Genomic DNA, 15,346 nt, shown 5'->3' on the forward strand with positions numbered 1-15,346 from the left:
AACATTCTGGTTGCATCAGACTGTTTCCTTTGCACCTGTAAATACTTACAAAACAGTTTATGAAATCATTCTTTACGCTATTAGCTAGCTTCATTGTAATTCTATGTTACAGCGCGAACGCACAGGTGACCACTTCCGTTATATCGGGTAAAGTATCCGATCCGGGTGGACAGGCCATTCCCGGCGTTACAGTAGTAATAGTAAATAACAGCACCGGCGCCAAATCAGGCGTACAAACAAACACTGATGGCCGCTATAATCTGCCTAACCTGAATCCAGGCGGTCCTTACACTATCACTGTTTCATTCATTGGATATAAGAAAGAAGTAAAATCAGATGTTAACCTCGGACTGGGAACCACCAGTTTCAATTTTAAATTACAGGAAGAATCAACCGCACTGAGTGAAGTAGTGGTAACAGGTAATGCGGGTGCAGGTAAATCCGGTACCAGGGTAGGACAGGAGCAAATTAAAGCGCTCCCCACACTGAGCCGCAGCCTGCAGGATCTTACCAAAGTAACACCACAGAGCAACAACAACTCCTTCCTGGGTACCAACTACCGTTACAACAACGTGACTGTAGATGGCGCCATCAACAACGACGCCATTGGCTTTAGCCCTTCACTGGGCGGACAAAGCAATACCAGCGGTCAGCCAGGCAGCAGCACCCGTACCAATCCGGTATCTGTAGATGCGATCCAGGATATACAGGTTTTGCTGGCTCCCTTTGATGTGAAAGTTGGTAACTTCCTTGGTGGTAGCGTAAACGCAGTAACGCGCAGCGGTACCAACGAAGTACACGGTTCCATCTATGGATTTGGCCGCAATGCTTCACTGGTTGGTAAAAACAACGCTGGCGACGGTTCTAAATTACCGAGCGATTTTCATGAGTACCAAACCGGTGTTCGTCTCGGCTTCCCTATCATCAAAAACAAATTGTTCTTCTTCACCAATGAAGAAATTACCCGCCGCGTAGATCCCGTGATCCTCGGCGCAGGCTCCGCTGATGGTGGTGGCATCTTAACAGAAAAAGACGCTGCTGACATCACCGCACTGATGAAAACATACGGCGTAGATCCGGGTACCTCAGGTAACACCAGCATCTATTCCAACTCCAATAAATTCTTCAACAGGATCGACTGGCATATCAATGGAAAGCACCAGTTGTCTGTTCGTAACAACACCATCACTTCTGAAGCCACCAACCTGGAACGCGATCAGCAAAACTTCCGTTTCAAGGGCATTGACTTCAAACAGGTAAATAACCAGACTTCTACTGTGGCTGAACTGAAAAGTAACTTTAACAGCGGTTTCTCCAACAGCCTGATCCTCGGTTATTCCAATGTACACGATTACAGGGAGCCATTGTCAGATCCGGCTACACCACAGATCCAGATCAAAGGAAGAACACCAGGTTCTACCATCTTTCTGGGTACCGACCGTGAAGCCAGTATCTTTAACATGAAGCAAAAAACTTTTGAAATAACAGATAACGTTACCCTGTTCAAAGGAAATCACACGATTACCCTGGGTACACACAATGAGTTTTACAACATCACCTATGGTTTTGTAAACTCCTGGAATGGCCGTTTGGACTACAACAGTATTGAAGACTTCCTGGCTAACAATCCTGCACGTGTACGTGGTAACTACAACTACACCAACAACTCCCGTGATTACATCATGGCTAATCCTCCTGCTCAATTCAAGGCAAACCTGCTGAGCGTTTACGGACAGGATGAGATCCAGTTGTCTGATCGTTTCAGGATTACGCCAGGTATCCGTTTGGATTACACGGGCATTCCCAACAAACAGCCTTTGAGTGATAAAACGATTAAATCACCGGAAGATCCTAACTACGGTAACACTTACAGCTATACGAAACCAAAGGATATCAAAAACGACTTCCTGAATAATGTGCAGATCTCTCCGCGCTTAGGTTTCAACTATGATATTAAAGGCGATAACAGCCTGGTACTGCGTGGTGGTTCCGGCTTATTTACCGGCCGTATTCCTTTCGCATGGATCGGTTATGCATATTATAACAATGGCGTTACTTACGGTGCCTACGATCAGAGAAGCAGCACCAAACCATTTGTCAACACGCCGCTGCCTGCAGCAAAACCATCACAGAATGGTATCGCAGACTTCGCATCTCAGAATGGCGTAGACGTTAAAAATGCTGCCGGCGCCACCCAGGTGGATATGATCGACAACAACTTCAAAATGCCGCAGGTATGGAGAAGCAGCCTCGCATTGGATTACACGACCCACGACCAGTGGAAGTTCTCCATTGAAGGTATCTATACCAAGGTAATCAAGGATCTGATGTTCCAGCAGGTGAACCTGGCGGATAATCCAACTTACTTTGCATACGATGTAAACAAGCAACAGCCTATCTACACCGGTTCTAAAATCAATCCTTTATATACTAACGCTTACCTGTTATCCAACACCGATAAAGGTTACCGTTACAGCATTACCGGTCAGGTATCCAAATCGTTCCCTTTTGGCCTGAACTTCATGGTGGCTTACACTTACGGCCAGGCAAAAGATATCACCAATGGTATCCGCAACTCCATGGAATCGAACTGGCAGCTGAACCAGGCGCTGAATCCTAACAATCCCGGCCTTGCTTACTCTAACTTCGACATCCGTAACCGTATCGTAGCTACTGTTGCTTACAAACAGGATTGGGGCACTAAAGGCAAATGGGTATCTAACTTCTCTGCCTTCTTCAATACTTCTTCCGGAACACCGTTCTCTTATGGTTTAGTGAATGCTACCATCAACGGTACACCACAGCAGGTGAGCCTGACCTACATCCCGAAAGATGTGGCTGAAGCGACTAACTTCTTTACAGATAAAGCAGGCGGACCAACAGCTGCTCAACAGGCGAATGATTTCATGAGCTATGTTAACAGCAACAGCTACCTGAATGGCCGTAAAGGTCAGTTTACTGAACGTAACGGCGGCCGCACACCATGGAACACCCAGGCCGACTTCCGCTTCGCGCAGGACTACAACTTTAAAGCCGGTAAAAAGGTACACACCATCACGTTGACTTACGACATCGTGAACGTTACTAACCTGCTGAACAAAGACTGGGGTATTCAATACTTCACGCCCAACACCTTTAACTCTATGGCGAGCGTTGGTTTGAATCCTACTGGTAAAGTAGTTAACAATTATCCTACTTATACTTTCAGCAAACCAGGCACTCCTTATTCAAAAGATTTCTTTGCATCCCGTCATCAGATGCAGCTGGGCCTGAGATATAGCTTCTAATTCAGCTTGTCTTAATAAAATGTAAAAGAGGTTGTTCCATACGGAACAACCTCTTTTTTGTATTACATCTCCAGTGTAATTATTTGATAGCAAATACTGCTCTTACTTCTGCACGGATCTTAATAGTTTTGAAATCAATATCACTCGCTGCTTCGGCACTATCTGCAGATTTAGCCATGTAGTTAGCCATTACGGGACGAACATCAGAATAGTTATCTGTATTCATTTCCTGGATTTCGATCACACCATCTGTTTTGTTACCAATAGCGGAAAGCATATACTCCGCTTTTTCTTTCGCGGCCTGTAAAGCTTTTATTTTTACTTCTTTACGGTAAGCTTCCATTTTGCTGGAAGAATAAGAAGCTATCCTGGCATTCTCGATACCTTCAGCATCTACTGCGGCGAGGATTTCGTTGATTTTATCCAGCTTGCTTAATTTAAGACGGTATTGTTTACGCGCCATAAATTCCAGCGGATCTTTCTTCTTCCTTAAAATTTCAAAGTTGTTACCATATACATTCTCAATGGTAAAATCGGCTTTCGGAATTCCTGCGTCAGATACGGCTTTCTGCAGTTGTTTTTCCAGAGTGCTGATGTCTACTTTGTTTTTTCCTTTGAGATATTCTCTTAAAGAGATGTTGAAATAAATTTCATCCGGTGTGATTTCCATTTCTGCGGATCCGTTTACTTCAATCTTTTTTACCGGCGGTTGCTTATCTGTTTGCTGTGCAAAAGTGCTCAGTGCAAAAAATAATCCTGCTGCTAATAACATTACCTTTTTCATGTGTCGATGTTTTCTATTGTTAAAAAAATTAGTGTTTGTTGTTGTTATTTACACCCTCATGATGCGGGGTTTAAAAGTGTTTCCACAAAGGGCGATTTATAAAATTTTGTTAATGCAATAGTTACAGAAATAGAATTATACATTTCATATTAGTTATGAAACGATTACAAAGGAATTATGTTACAGGGGGAAGAATTATTTCCGGCTATCGGTCATGGCTTTCAGGAAGTCGTACAGGTCGTTCATATGACGGATACGGGAAGCCACTAACATAAAGTTTTTACCAACCTGTTTTAGCTTGGCGTTGTTGGTGCGGGTTTGTATATACGTTAATATATGATTGAACGTAGGGGATTCGAAGTAAGGGGAATCCGGGTTATTGATAAAGTAGCAACGCAGGTTTTCTTCTTTCAGCATCATTTTTTCGAAGCCGAGCTGGATAGCCATCCAACGGCAGCGGATAGCTGTCAGCAGGTCTTTCACCGGTTCCGGCATAGGGCCGAAGCGGTCTATCATATCATTGGCGAAAGCCTGTAGTTTGCCTTCTTCCGTGATATTATCCAACTCCTGGTAAAGGTTTAGTCTTTCCTGGATGCTTTCAATATAAGTATCAGGGATCAGTATTTCCAGGTCTGTATCAATGGTACAGTCGCTCACGAAATCTTTTTTCTCTTCCAGCTGATCTTTAAACAGGTCTCGGAATTCATTTTGTTTCAGTTCGCGGATGGCTTCGTCCAGGATTTTCTGGTACATATCAAAGCCAATTTCGGCCATAAAGCCGCTCTGCTCACCACCCAGCAGGTTACCAGCGCCACGGATATCGAGATCGCGCATAGCGATCTGGAAACCGCTGCCCAGCTCACTGTGCTGTTCCAGTGTTTGCAGGCGTTTCCGGCTATCTGAAGGCAGCGTGCTCATAGGCGGCGCCAGCAGGTAACAGAAAGCTTTTTTATTACTGCGGCCCACGCGACCACGCAGCTGATGCAGGTCACTCAACCCGAAATGATGGGCGTTATTAATGATGATAGTATTGGCGTTTGGAATGTCCACCCCACTTTCCACGATGTTGGTACACACCAGCACATCATACTTGCGATCAATGAAATCGAGGATCACCTCTTCCAGCTGATGTCCTTCCAGTTGTCCGTGTGCAGTAGCGATAGACAGATCCGGGCAAAGTCCCTGGATCAGGCCGGCCATTTCTTTCAGGCCTTTTACCCTGTTGTGGATAAAGTATACCTGTCCGCCTCTTTCGGCTTCATAATAAATGGCTTCGCGGATCAGGTCCTGGTTAAACACCTGCACTTCTGTTTCAATGGCCTGGCGGTTTGGCGGCGGCGTATTGATAACAGACAGGTCGCGGGCGCCCATCAGTGAAAACTGGAGCGTGCGCGGTATAGGCGTTGCCGTTAGTGTAAGGGTATCTACGTTATGCTTGATCTGTTTCAGTTTTTCTTTGGCAGAAACACCGAATTTTTGTTCTTCATCTACTACCAGCACGCCGAGGTCTTTAAACTTCACTTCTTTGCCCAGTAAAGCATGCGTGCCGATAATGATATCGATCTTTCCTTCTTCAAGGCGCTTAAGCGTTTCCTTTTTTTCTTTGGAAGATTTGAACCTGTTGAGATAGTCAACGGTGCAGGGAAAGTCTTTCAGGCGGTCGGCAAATGTTTTATAGTGCTGGAATGCAAGGATGGTGGTAGGCACCAGTACGGCAGCCTGTTTACCATCTACAATAGATTTAAACGCTGCGCGGATGGCGACTTCTGTTTTACCGAAGCCTACATCTCCGCACACGAGCCGGTCCATCGGCGCCGGCGATTCCATGTCGCGTTTCACATCGGCGGTAGCTTTGCTCTGATCCGGCGTATCTTCATAGATGAAAGAGGCTTCCAGTTCTGTTTGCAGATAGGTATCCGGCGTATGCGCAAAGCCTTGCTGGGCTTTACGCACCGCGTACAGCTTGATCAGGTCTTTGGCAATATCTTTTACCTGCGTTTTGGCTTTTTCCTTCAGCTTATCCCAGGCATCGCTGCCCAGTTTATTTACTTTAGGTTCCACGCCTTCTTTGCCGGTATATTTACTGATTTTATGCAGGGAGTTGATATTTACATACAACAGGTCGTTGTTTTTGTAAATGATGCGGATGGCTTCCTGCATTTTACCGCCTACTTCAATTTTCTGGAGACCGCTGTACATGCCCACGCCATGATCAATATGCGTTACAAAGTCGCCCGATTGCAGCTCCCGCAAGGTTTTCATGGTAATCGCCTTATTCTTGTTGTAGGCTTGTTTTACCTTGTATTTATGGAAGCGCTGAAAGATCTGGTGATCGGTATAGCACGCCAGTTTCAGCGAATGATCAATGAACCCGCTGCTGATGGCAACCGGGATGGGAAAAAATACAAAATCTGCTTTAAGGTCCTCGAATATACTGCGCAAACGTTCCAGCTGACGCGGGTTGTCTGAAAATATAAAGAGGGAATATTTATTACTGTTATGTTTACCGAGATCTTTGATCAGGAGATCAAACTGCCGGTTAAACACGGGTTGTTCCTGTGTATCGAAGGCGATGAGCTGAGGGTGGTAGCCGTTGTCTGTCAGCCAATCCTTATTGCCAAAAACAATCGTTGGCTTTTGCAGCAGCTGTTGCAGCAATGGGGTGGCTTTCACAAAATCCTCTTCCTTCAGCACCATTTCTTCATCTTCATCCACTTTCACTTTCTGACCGGTGAGCAGGAAATCATCCAGCCGCTGTTCCATTTGTTCTATCACGCCTTTTACATAGGAAGGATCTTTCATCCATACTACGGTATTGGCGGGCAGGAATTCTGTGAGTGGTGTTTTGCTGTGGTCTGCCGCATGGGTGTCCATGTTGGCGATTAAGCTTACCTGTGTGAGCCTGCGTTCACTAAGCTGTGATTCCGGATCAAACAGGCGGATAGAATCTATATCTTCTCCAAATAATTCAATACGGTAGGGCTTTTCGTTACCAAAGGAATAGATATCCAGAATTCCTCCCCTTACGGCATACTGACCGGGTTCATACACAAAATCGGTGGCGTGAAAACCCCAGCCGATGAGTTGTTCCAGCAGCGGATCTACTTTCAGTACATCGCCTACTTTCAGTTGCACCATATTGGCGCTGAAGGCCTGATTCCCGGCTACTTTCTCCCAGAGTGCTTCCGGATAGGTGACCAGGATCTTTTTCCTCACGGTATCCCCGGAAAATTTCATGAGCGCTTCCGTACGGAGCATACTATGGCTGCCGTTGATTTCATGGAACTGACCGGCTTTCTTAAATGAGTCGGGGAAATAGAAAATATCCAGTGCCTGGCTGAGTTGCTCCAGGTCGTTATGGAAATAGGCTGCCTCCTCTCTATCGTTTAAGATGAAGAGATGATTTGCATCTGCATGCGCCCAGGTGCTGACTGCCACAAAGTTTATTGCGCTTCCACTAATGGAGGAGAGCTGAAAGTATTGTGGAGTGGGTGATTGAATCCCCTTCACCAGCGACTGCAGACGCGCATCACGTTGAAATAGTTGTAATACAGCCTGTAAATTCATGAAGAATGCAAAGGTACGAAGATTTACCGATTCTGAGATTTGATCAGGGAAGATATTTGGAGAAGATACTTCCGCTTTTCATAATAAAAAAAACAAATAAGAAGAGATCCCATTAGTAGAATGCCAAATTTTCGCTATATTCAATAAGACCAAACTCAACTTCCATGCTGGACGTATGGCATACCGGAATCGTAACTAAATTGGTGGATGAAACCCACAATACGCGCCGTTTCTGGATACAGGTACCGGACATGGAACGGTTTGATTTCAAACCAGGACAGTTTGTAACCCTGGACCTTCCTATTCACGAGAAAAAGAACAAACGCTGGCGTAGTTATTCCATTGCTTCCCATCCGGACGGCACCAATGTAATTGAGCTGGTGATCGTTTTACTGGAGGGAGGGTTAGGGAGTACTTACCTGTTCAATGAAATAAAGGAAGGAAGCGAACTGTTGCTGCGTGGGCCACAGGGAGTTTTCGTACTGCCCGAACAGTTAGACAAGGAATTATTCCTGATTTGCACAGGTACCGGCATAGCGCCATTCCGTTCTATGGCGCATTACATTCAACTGCATGGCGTACCGCATGCGCCTATTCACCTTATTTTCGGCGTCCGCTACCAGCACGACCTCCTCTATGCAGCTGAGTTAGAGCAATTAGCGGCCTCTTTACCCAATTTCAACTACATTCCCACTTTATCGCGTGAAGAAAACTGGAGCGGCAAAAAAGGTTATGTGCATGCTGTTTATGAAGAGCTGCTGCAGGACAAGCGTCCTGCCAACTTCTTTCTTTGCGGCTGGAAGGCCATGATCGACGAGGCTAAGCAACGGATACAAGCCATGGGTTACGACCGGCATGATATTCACCAGGAATTGTATGGCTAAAAGCGTATCCCATTCCAAATTCAGGAATGGAGCGGAAAAGCATACCTGGAGGAAATGATATTTGTAAACCCCCACTTCGTTAAAGGGCTGCAACAGTTATATAGTTTTGTATAGGCATAAAGAGTGCTTATACTAAATATAACGGTTGTAGCCCTTATCTTTTACTAGAGAATTTTATTTAATACCAGTGCTTTCACTTCAGACAGCGGGATGCGTTCCTGCTCCATGCTGTCGCGGTGACGAATGGTCACTGTACCATCTTCTTTTGTCTGATGATCAATGGTTACGCAGAAAGGCGTACCAATGGCATCCTGGCGGCGGTAGCGTCTACCAATAGCATCTTTTTCTTCGTAGAAGCAGTGGAATGCCTGTTTGCAATCATTCATCAGCTCTCTTGCCAGTTCGGGTAAACCATCTTTTTTCGTCAGCGGGAAAATGGCCAGTTTCACAGGCGCCAGCTTAGCAGGCAGGCGAAGTACCACGCGGCTATCTTCTTTTTCCGGTGTGCTCAGATCCTCTTCTGCATAAGCATTACAGATGGTCAGCAGGAACATACGATCCAAACCGATAGAAGTTTCTATCACATAAGGAACATAGTTCTGATTGATTTCTGTGTCGAAGTACTGAATTTTTTTCTTGCTGTATTCCTGGTGTTGTTTCAGGTCAAAATCAGTGCGGGAGTGGATACCTTCTACTTCTTTGAAGCCGAATGGGAACTCGTATTCAATGTCCACAGCGGCATCTGCATAGTGCGCTAATTTGATGTGATCTTTAAAATGATATTTTGCCGGATCGATGCCGAGGCTCAGGTGCCACTGCATACGTTCTTCTTTCCATTTCTCATACCATTCCTGCTGGGTGCCGGGGCGTACAAAGAATTGCATCTCCATCTGCTCAAATTCGCGCATGCGGAAAATAAACTGGCGGGCTACAATTTCATTTCTGAAAGCTTTACCAATTTGTGCAATACCAAACGGCACTTTCATTCTGCCGGTTTTCTGCACGTTGAGGAAGTTTACGAAGATACCCTGGGCCGTTTCCGGACGCAGGTATATTTCGCTGGCTTCATCTGTTACGCTGCCCAGCTGGGTGGAGAACATCAGGTTAAACTGACGTACATCGGTCCAGTTGGAAGTACCGCTTACTGTGCATTTTATTTTGTTGCTTTCTATCAGTGTTTTGAGACCTGCAAAATCATTTTCTTTCAGCAGTTCATCCATCTGCGCCAGAAGGGCATTGCCGGCTTCCTGTGGTAATGTTTCTGCATAACCTTCAATCAGGTGATCCACGCGGTAACGTTTATTGCTATCCTTGTTATCGATCATCGGGTCGCTGAAATTATCCACGTGTCCGGACGCCTTCCAGGTAGTAGGATGCATAAAGATGGCAGCATCGATCCCCACGATGTTTTCGTGCAACTGGGTCATGCTTTTCCACCAATAATCCTTAATGTTTTTCTTTAATTCTGAACCGTACTGACCGTAGTCGTATACGGCGCTGAGTCCATCGTAAATTTCGCTGGACTGAAAAACAAAACCATATTCTTTACAATGCGATATGATCGCCTGGAATTTATTCTGATCTGTAGACATAGTGGCGCAAAGATAAAGGGCTATTTTGAAAATACGTATGCGATTATTAAATAATTTATAAACAAGTGATTAACCTTCCTGGACGGTCTCCGGCTCATGTGGAATTTCAATTTGTTTGATCCAAACCGCATAATCATTGGGATAAATCTGTGCACCGAAATATTGTACGTAATTGCGGGTAAATACGGCCCCAAAATACAGGATGGCCGCGGAATAGTATACCCACAACAATATAATAACAATGGAGCCGGCAGCGCCGTAGGTAGAGCCCACCCTGCTGGCGCCCAGATAATAACCAATCGCAAACTTACCGATCATAAAAAGGATGGCTGTGGCAATAGCGCCCACCCGTACGTCTTTCCACTTGATCCGTGCATCGGGCAGCACTTTAAAAATGATGGCAAACAATGTAGCGATCACCACAAACGGCACTACAAAATCGGCCAGGGAAAAGAGGATACCTGATGTAAGCTTACCCGGAAGCAGGTTCACCACCAGCGCGGAGAACAATTCCACCAAACCGTTGATGGCCAGTGATACCAGCAAAATGAACCCCAGGCTTACCACCAGTGAAAACGATAACAACCTGTTCAGTATCATCCGTAACAAGCCATTCTTTTTAGGTTTGGATTTCAGTCGCCAGATGAAATTTATGGAGTCCTGGATTTCCGCGAATACCCCGGTGGCGCCAATGATCAGGGTAATGAACCCTACCATAGTAGCCCAGCTCATATCACCGGAGAGGGATGCATTTTTAATCATAGACTGTATCTGTATGGCAGCATCATTGCCTACCAGCCCGCGGATCTGGCCGTAAATATTCCCTTCGATGGCATCCCTGCCCAGGAACAGGTCGCATAAAAAGATAATAATGATCAGCATGGGCGCCACGGAAAAGATCGTATAATAGGCCAGGGCGGCACTGAGCTTCATCACTTTATCATCTATAAAATCAATACCGGATTGCTTCAGTACCTGCCAGATGATTTTAAGCTTGCTCGGTTTTTTCATAGCAGCATTTTAGTAACAGTAAACAAAAAGTATGCAGGCTGTATTAAGACTTTAATTTAGGGTTGTTATGGTGCCGTTGCGCATCACGGATATTCTTCTTTTCAAAATTCTTTTCCAGGGCTACTGTCATATCAATACCGGTTTGATTGGCAATACAAAGCAACACCCACATCACATCGGCCAGTTCATCTGCCAGCAACTTTTTATTATCACTTTCCTTCGACGACTGATCCCCATACTTACGGGCCATGATACGGGCCACTTCCCCTACTTCTTCTGTAAGGATGGCCATGTTGGTGAGCTCACTGAAATAGCGCACACCGGTAGTATTGATCCAGTTATCGATTTTTTGCTGGGCTTCCTGAATGGTCATGAATTAGTTTTTATTTATTAAAGATAATGGATTGACTTTATTCCCGGTTGTGTGAATCTATGATGATGGTAACCGGACCATCATTTAACAACGCCACTTTCATATCAGCCCCGAAAATACCGCGCTGAATGGTAGTGCCCATATCCTGTTCCAGTTGCACGATCATTTTTTCGTACAGCGGGATTGCTACATCCGGCTTACTGGCACGGATATACGAAGGGCGGTTTCCCTTTTTGGTGGAGGCGTGCAGGGTGAACTGGCTGACGAGCAAAATATCGCCGTGAACATCTTTCACAGATACATTCATCACTCCTTCATCGTCGTTAAAGATCCGGAGGTTCACTATTTTAGCACTCAGCCACTGAATATCTTCTTCCGTATCAATATCTTCAATACCCAGCAGCACCAGCAGGCCGGTTTGGATTTCACCGGTTACGGCCCCGTCTACTGTAACAGATGCGGAACTAACACGTTGTATAACTGCTCTCATGGATTTTTATTTAACGCCGGAAAATTAAGGCAAATCGTTTGTATCTGTAACATATTACACCCCGTTTGCGTTTAACAGGAACCAAAATCAATGTTCTATGACCCGTATCTGTTACCTGTTTATCAGCGTACTTTTATTTACAGCCTGTACCACATCTTCCGAGAAAAATCCCTGCGAGGGCATCGTGTGCGACTATATGGCTCCTGCCTGTAAATTCAAACTGGTAGAAGCTGGCACTGGTCGCGATCTTGTTTATGGTCCCTATGCCCGCATCCCCGTAGATAGTATCAAAATACTGATGCAGGATACTACTATAAAGGTTAAACAAGTGATAGATACACCCAGTAATACCGCCTTGTTATATTTTTATGTGCTGGGGCCTCAAACCCTGCGGGTTGGCAGGCCGGCTAAGGTTACCCTGGATAAATTGACTTTCCTGTCAAGATCAGTTGGCTGCTGTGGCACAGAGCTATACAGTTTGCAGTTAAACGACAACCCGGTTGCAGTGCCCCGGGATTCCGCCGGTGTTTTCCTGATCCCTTTTACTTTATAAATGCCGTTATAAAACGATGCCGCTGCATTAAATGTTAAACCAGGGAAACCGCTGCCCGGGTAAAAACAGCACGTATTCGCCGTAATTTGTAATAAATTGCACTTCCTAAGGCATTTTTTATATTATAAATTAAATCAAGATGAATATCAATGTGACCCCCGAAATCACGTTCCGCACGGCCCGCAGCGGTGGCAGCGGCGGACAAAACGTGAATAAGGTGGAAACGATGGTGGAAGGCTACTTCGATATCATGGCTTCTGCCCTGTTAACCCAGGAACAAAAAACAGTGCTGACGGAGAAGTTGTCGAACCGTATCAACGCAGATGGCCTGCTCCAGGTAAAGTCGCAGACGGAGCGCACCCAGCTGGGGAACAAACAAACAGTGATTTCCAAAATGAATGACCTGATCAACAAAGCGCTGATACCACGCAAAAAGCGCGTACCTACGCGGCCCTCCAAAGCTGCTAAGGAAAAACGCATCCAGTCGAAAAAGAAGCATTCCGATAAAAAGCAGCAGCGGAGAGGGGGATTTGAGTAAGCCAGGTCACAGGTCAATCCTCATAAATCCGCGATTCGTAATCCGTAATTCGTAATTTGCGTCAAAATATTTGGGAATTGAGTATTAAGAACCTGGCAGGACAAACGGTATTTTACGGATTGAGTAACATAGTGAGCAAATTGCTCAATTATTTCCTTACTCCTTTTTATCTGACCATCTTAACCCGTGCATCATTCGGGGAGATGTCCAACGTATACGCCTATATACCGTTTGCCAATATTGTGCTGACTTATGGCATGGAAACGGCCTTTTTCCGTTTCGCCAAAAAGGAGAACAAAGCCCATGTACTGGGTACTTCCACCATTTCCCTCTTACTTTCCACTATCAGCATTACCATTTTACTGTTGTTGTTGCGGTCGCCGGTCATTAACTCGTACGCCGGCGAGCTGGCAGGACTGAATGGCCATCCCACCTACTACACCTATGTAGTGCTGTTGATGGCGTTTGATGCGCTCACAGCCATTCCTTTCGCACAACTGCGGCTGGAAGGACGGCCTATGAGATATGCTGCTATTCGTATAGCCGGAATCGTTACTACCATCTTTTTCAATATTTTCTTCCTGGTCATTTGCCCGAAACTGTATGCCGCCGGCCATCACTGGTTGCCAGACCTCCAAAGCGGCAGCGACCAGACGGGGTATATTTACCTGAGCAACATGCTGGGCAGCGCCATTACGCTGGTGCTGTTTCTTCCCCAGATCCGCAAAATAGAATGGAGGTTTGATACCGGTTTATGGAAACAAATGATGCACTATGCCCTTCCGCTGATCGTTGTGGGAATGGCGGGCATGGTTAATGAAACGTTCGACAGGGCCTGGTTTTTACCGCAGTTCCTGCCAGGCGATAACATGGAAGCCAAAAAAGAAGTCATTGCGCTGTACAGCGCCAACTATAAACTGGCCATCCTGATTACCATGTTCATACAGGCATTCCGGTTAGGAGCTGAGCCCTTTTTCTTTAAACAGGCGGAGAGCGGCGATCCGAGGAAAATGTATGCACGGATCATGAAGCTGTTTGTGATCATGCTTTGCTTCATGTTCCTGTTTGTAAGTCTTTACCTGAATATCTGGAAGGCGTTCCTCCGGGTACCGTTCTACTACCAGGGGATGCGTATTGTACCGGTATTGCTGCTGGCCAACATGTTCCTGGGCATTTATTACAATCTCACGATCTGGTTTAAGCTCACCGACCGCACCAAAACGGGTGCGGTGATTACCATCATCACCGCCGTGCTGGCCTTCCTGCTCAATTACTGGTGGATACCGGTGATGGGCTATTATGGCGCCGCGCTGGCAACTATGGTGTGTTATTTTGTACAAATGGTCATCTGCTATGTGTGGGGGCAGAAGTATTACCCCATCCCTTACCATCTCCCTAAACTAATTACCTACATGGGGCTGGCTGCCGGCATTTACTATATATTCAGCTGGCTCAATGCCACGGTGCTGTCGCCGAAAGACATTTATGCCCTCAAACCCCTTCCGCTCGCAGTGGCCACGGCTTTCTTTCTGGCTTATGCCTGGTTCATTTTCCGTATGGAGAAGAAGGAGTTTGCCCGTTTGCCGGTGATCGGGAAGCTTATTAAAGTAGGCTAATCCACCAGGAAAGGATTGTGTTTCTTTTCAAAGCCTATAGTGGTGGCTGGTCCATGGCCGGGGAACACCCTTACCTCATCCGGTAATACAAACATTTGCTCCCGGATGCTTTTCAGCAGGGTGGCATGATTGCCTCCCGGCAGATCGGTACGGCCAATGCTCTGGTAAAACAGCACGTCGCCCCCAATTACGAAATGCTGGCCCGGGCAATAAAAGGCTACACTTCCCGGAGAATGGCCAGGGGTAAACAACACCGTTAACTCATCGGCGCCAAAAAGAATCTTTTCCCCTTCTGTAAGGTAACGGCCGGCCTCCGGGGAGGGATCAAAAGGAATGTTGTACATCCCCGCCGCCCGCTGGGAATTGTCCAGTACCGGCTGTTCCAGCTCATGAAACTCCGGACGCACTTTATACGTATCTGATACGAGCTTATTACCGAATATATGATCAAAGTGGCAGTGCGTATTCAATAATCTTATAACATTTAACCCGTGCGTTTGTATATATTGTAATAATTCTTTTCTTTCGTCCTGAAAATAACACCCTGGGTCTATAATTATACATTCCTTTTTTCCGTTAATAAGCAGGAAAGTGTTTTCTTGTAGTGGACCAAAAGTGAATTGTTGTATTTCAATCATTGTAACCCGATTT

Annotated in this window: 11 protein-coding genes and 1 pseudogene; 5 read left to right on the forward strand and 7 right to left on the reverse strand. The window is 45.8% G+C overall.

What is annotated here, in order from left to right:
• Positions 1–59: 59 nt before the first annotated feature.
• The gene (locus tag QFZ48_RS09030; RefSeq protein ID WP_429043856.1) at positions 60–3,287 is read left to right on the forward strand and encodes a TonB-dependent receptor; all 3,228 of its coding nucleotides are present in this window, start codon (positions 60–62) and stop codon (positions 3,285–3,287) included.
• Between the two features lie 79 nt (positions 3,288–3,366).
• Here the strand turns inward: QFZ48_RS09030 and QFZ48_RS09035 are convergent, their stop codons facing one another.
• Complete coding sequence (locus QFZ48_RS09035) at positions 3,367–4,071, reverse strand: SIMPL domain-containing protein (RefSeq protein ID WP_370909228.1); 705 nt, start codon at positions 4,069–4,071, stop codon at positions 3,367–3,369.
• 195 nt (positions 4,072–4,266) lie between these two features.
• Complete coding sequence (gene mfd / locus QFZ48_RS09040; protein WP_429062024.1) at positions 4,267–7,638, reverse strand: transcription-repair coupling factor; 3,372 nt, start codon at positions 7,636–7,638, stop codon at positions 4,267–4,269.
• A gap of 164 nt (positions 7,639–7,802) precedes the next feature.
• On the opposite strand from mfd, the gene QFZ48_RS09045 reads away from it, so the two are divergent.
• The gene (locus tag QFZ48_RS09045; RefSeq protein ID WP_429062027.1) at positions 7,803–8,522 is read left to right on the forward strand and encodes a ferredoxin--NADP reductase; all 720 of its coding nucleotides are present in this window, start codon (positions 7,803–7,805) and stop codon (positions 8,520–8,522) included.
• 164 nt (positions 8,523–8,686) lie between these two features.
• Here the strand turns inward: QFZ48_RS09045 and QFZ48_RS09050 are convergent, their stop codons facing one another.
• The 4 genes from QFZ48_RS09050 to dtd form a co-directional block, all read right to left on the reverse strand.
• A complete protein-coding gene (locus tag QFZ48_RS09050) occupies positions 8,687–10,114 on the reverse strand; it encodes a glycine--tRNA ligase (protein WP_429062029.1) in 1,428 nt (475 codons plus the stop codon).
• A 69-nt stretch (positions 10,115–10,183) separates the two neighbouring features.
• On the reverse strand, positions 10,184–11,125 hold the full coding sequence (locus tag QFZ48_RS09055; protein WP_429043847.1) for a YihY/virulence factor BrkB family protein: 942 nt from the start codon (positions 11,123–11,125) through the stop codon (positions 10,184–10,186).
• Between the two features lie 43 nt (positions 11,126–11,168).
• The gene (locus tag QFZ48_RS09060; RefSeq protein ID WP_079469839.1) at positions 11,169–11,498 is read right to left on the reverse strand and encodes a nucleotide pyrophosphohydrolase; all 330 of its coding nucleotides are present in this window, start codon (positions 11,496–11,498) and stop codon (positions 11,169–11,171) included.
• A gap of 37 nt (positions 11,499–11,535) precedes the next feature.
• Positions 11,536–11,988, reverse strand: coding sequence for a D-aminoacyl-tRNA deacylase (gene dtd / locus QFZ48_RS09065; RefSeq protein ID WP_079469840.1), 453 nt, complete (start codon positions 11,986–11,988; stop codon positions 11,536–11,538).
• A gap of 97 nt (positions 11,989–12,085) precedes the next feature.
• On the opposite strand from dtd, the gene QFZ48_RS09070 reads away from it, so the two are divergent.
• The 3 genes and pseudogenes from QFZ48_RS09070 to QFZ48_RS09080 all read left to right on the forward strand — a co-directional run bounded on the left by QFZ48_RS09070 (position 12,086) and on the right by QFZ48_RS09080 (position 14,695).
• Positions 12,086–12,541 carry a hypothetical protein gene (locus QFZ48_RS09070; RefSeq protein WP_429043844.1) on the forward strand — a complete coding sequence of 152 codons (456 nt, stop codon included), beginning with the start codon at positions 12,086–12,088 and terminating at the stop codon, positions 12,539–12,541.
• Positions 12,542–12,695: 154 nt separating this feature from the next.
• Positions 12,696–13,079 (forward strand): annotated as a pseudogene (gene arfB / locus QFZ48_RS09075) (alternative ribosome rescue aminoacyl-tRNA hydrolase ArfB); the annotation flags it as partial.
• A gap of 77 nt (positions 13,080–13,156) precedes the next feature.
• Positions 13,157–14,695, forward strand: coding sequence for a polysaccharide biosynthesis C-terminal domain-containing protein (locus QFZ48_RS09080; protein ID WP_429043842.1), 1,539 nt, complete (start codon positions 13,157–13,159; stop codon positions 14,693–14,695).
• Here QFZ48_RS09080 and QFZ48_RS09085 read toward each other — a convergent pair.
• Positions 14,692–15,333 (reverse strand): MBL fold metallo-hydrolase, encoded by a 642-nt coding sequence (locus tag QFZ48_RS09085; protein WP_429043839.1) that lies wholly within the window; start codon positions 15,331–15,333, stop codon positions 14,692–14,694. The genes QFZ48_RS09080 and QFZ48_RS09085 overlap by 4 nt on opposite strands.
• Positions 15,334–15,346: the final 13 nt, after the last annotated feature.

The organism is Chitinophaga sp. W2I13, from assembly GCF_050434005.1.
Lineage (GTDB): Bacteria > Bacteroidota > Bacteroidia > Chitinophagales > Chitinophagaceae > Chitinophaga.

What these genes read in the sequence shown, in the direction of transcription:
- QFZ48_RS09030 (WP_429043856.1), top strand. Translation starts at nt 60, where the DNA reads ATGAAATCATTCTTTACGCTATTAGCTAGCTTCATTGTAATTCTATGT.
- QFZ48_RS09035 (WP_370909228.1), bottom strand. Translation starts at nt 4,071, where the DNA reads ATGAAAAAGGTAATGTTATTAGCAGCAGGATTATTTTTTGCACTGAGC.
- mfd (WP_429062024.1), bottom strand. Translation starts at nt 7,638, where the DNA reads ATGAATTTACAGGCTGTATTACAACTATTTCAACGTGATGCGCGTCTG.
- QFZ48_RS09045 (WP_429062027.1), top strand. Translation starts at nt 7,803, where the DNA reads ATGCTGGACGTATGGCATACCGGAATCGTAACTAAATTGGTGGATGAA.
- QFZ48_RS09050 (WP_429062029.1), bottom strand. Translation starts at nt 10,114, where the DNA reads ATGTCTACAGATCAGAATAAATTCCAGGCGATCATATCGCATTGTAAA.
- QFZ48_RS09055 (WP_429043847.1), bottom strand. Translation starts at nt 11,125, where the DNA reads ATGAAAAAACCGAGCAAGCTTAAAATCATCTGGCAGGTACTGAAGCAA.
- QFZ48_RS09060 (WP_079469839.1), bottom strand. Translation starts at nt 11,498, where the DNA reads ATGACCATTCAGGAAGCCCAGCAAAAAATCGATAACTGGATCAATACT.
- dtd (WP_079469840.1), bottom strand. Translation starts at nt 11,988, where the DNA reads ATGAGAGCAGTTATACAACGTGTTAGTTCCGCATCTGTTACAGTAGAC.
- QFZ48_RS09070 (WP_429043844.1), top strand. Translation starts at nt 12,086, where the DNA reads ATGACCCGTATCTGTTACCTGTTTATCAGCGTACTTTTATTTACAGCC.
- QFZ48_RS09085 (WP_429043839.1), bottom strand. Translation starts at nt 15,333, where the DNA reads ATGATTGAAATACAACAATTCACTTTTGGTCCACTACAAGAAAACACT.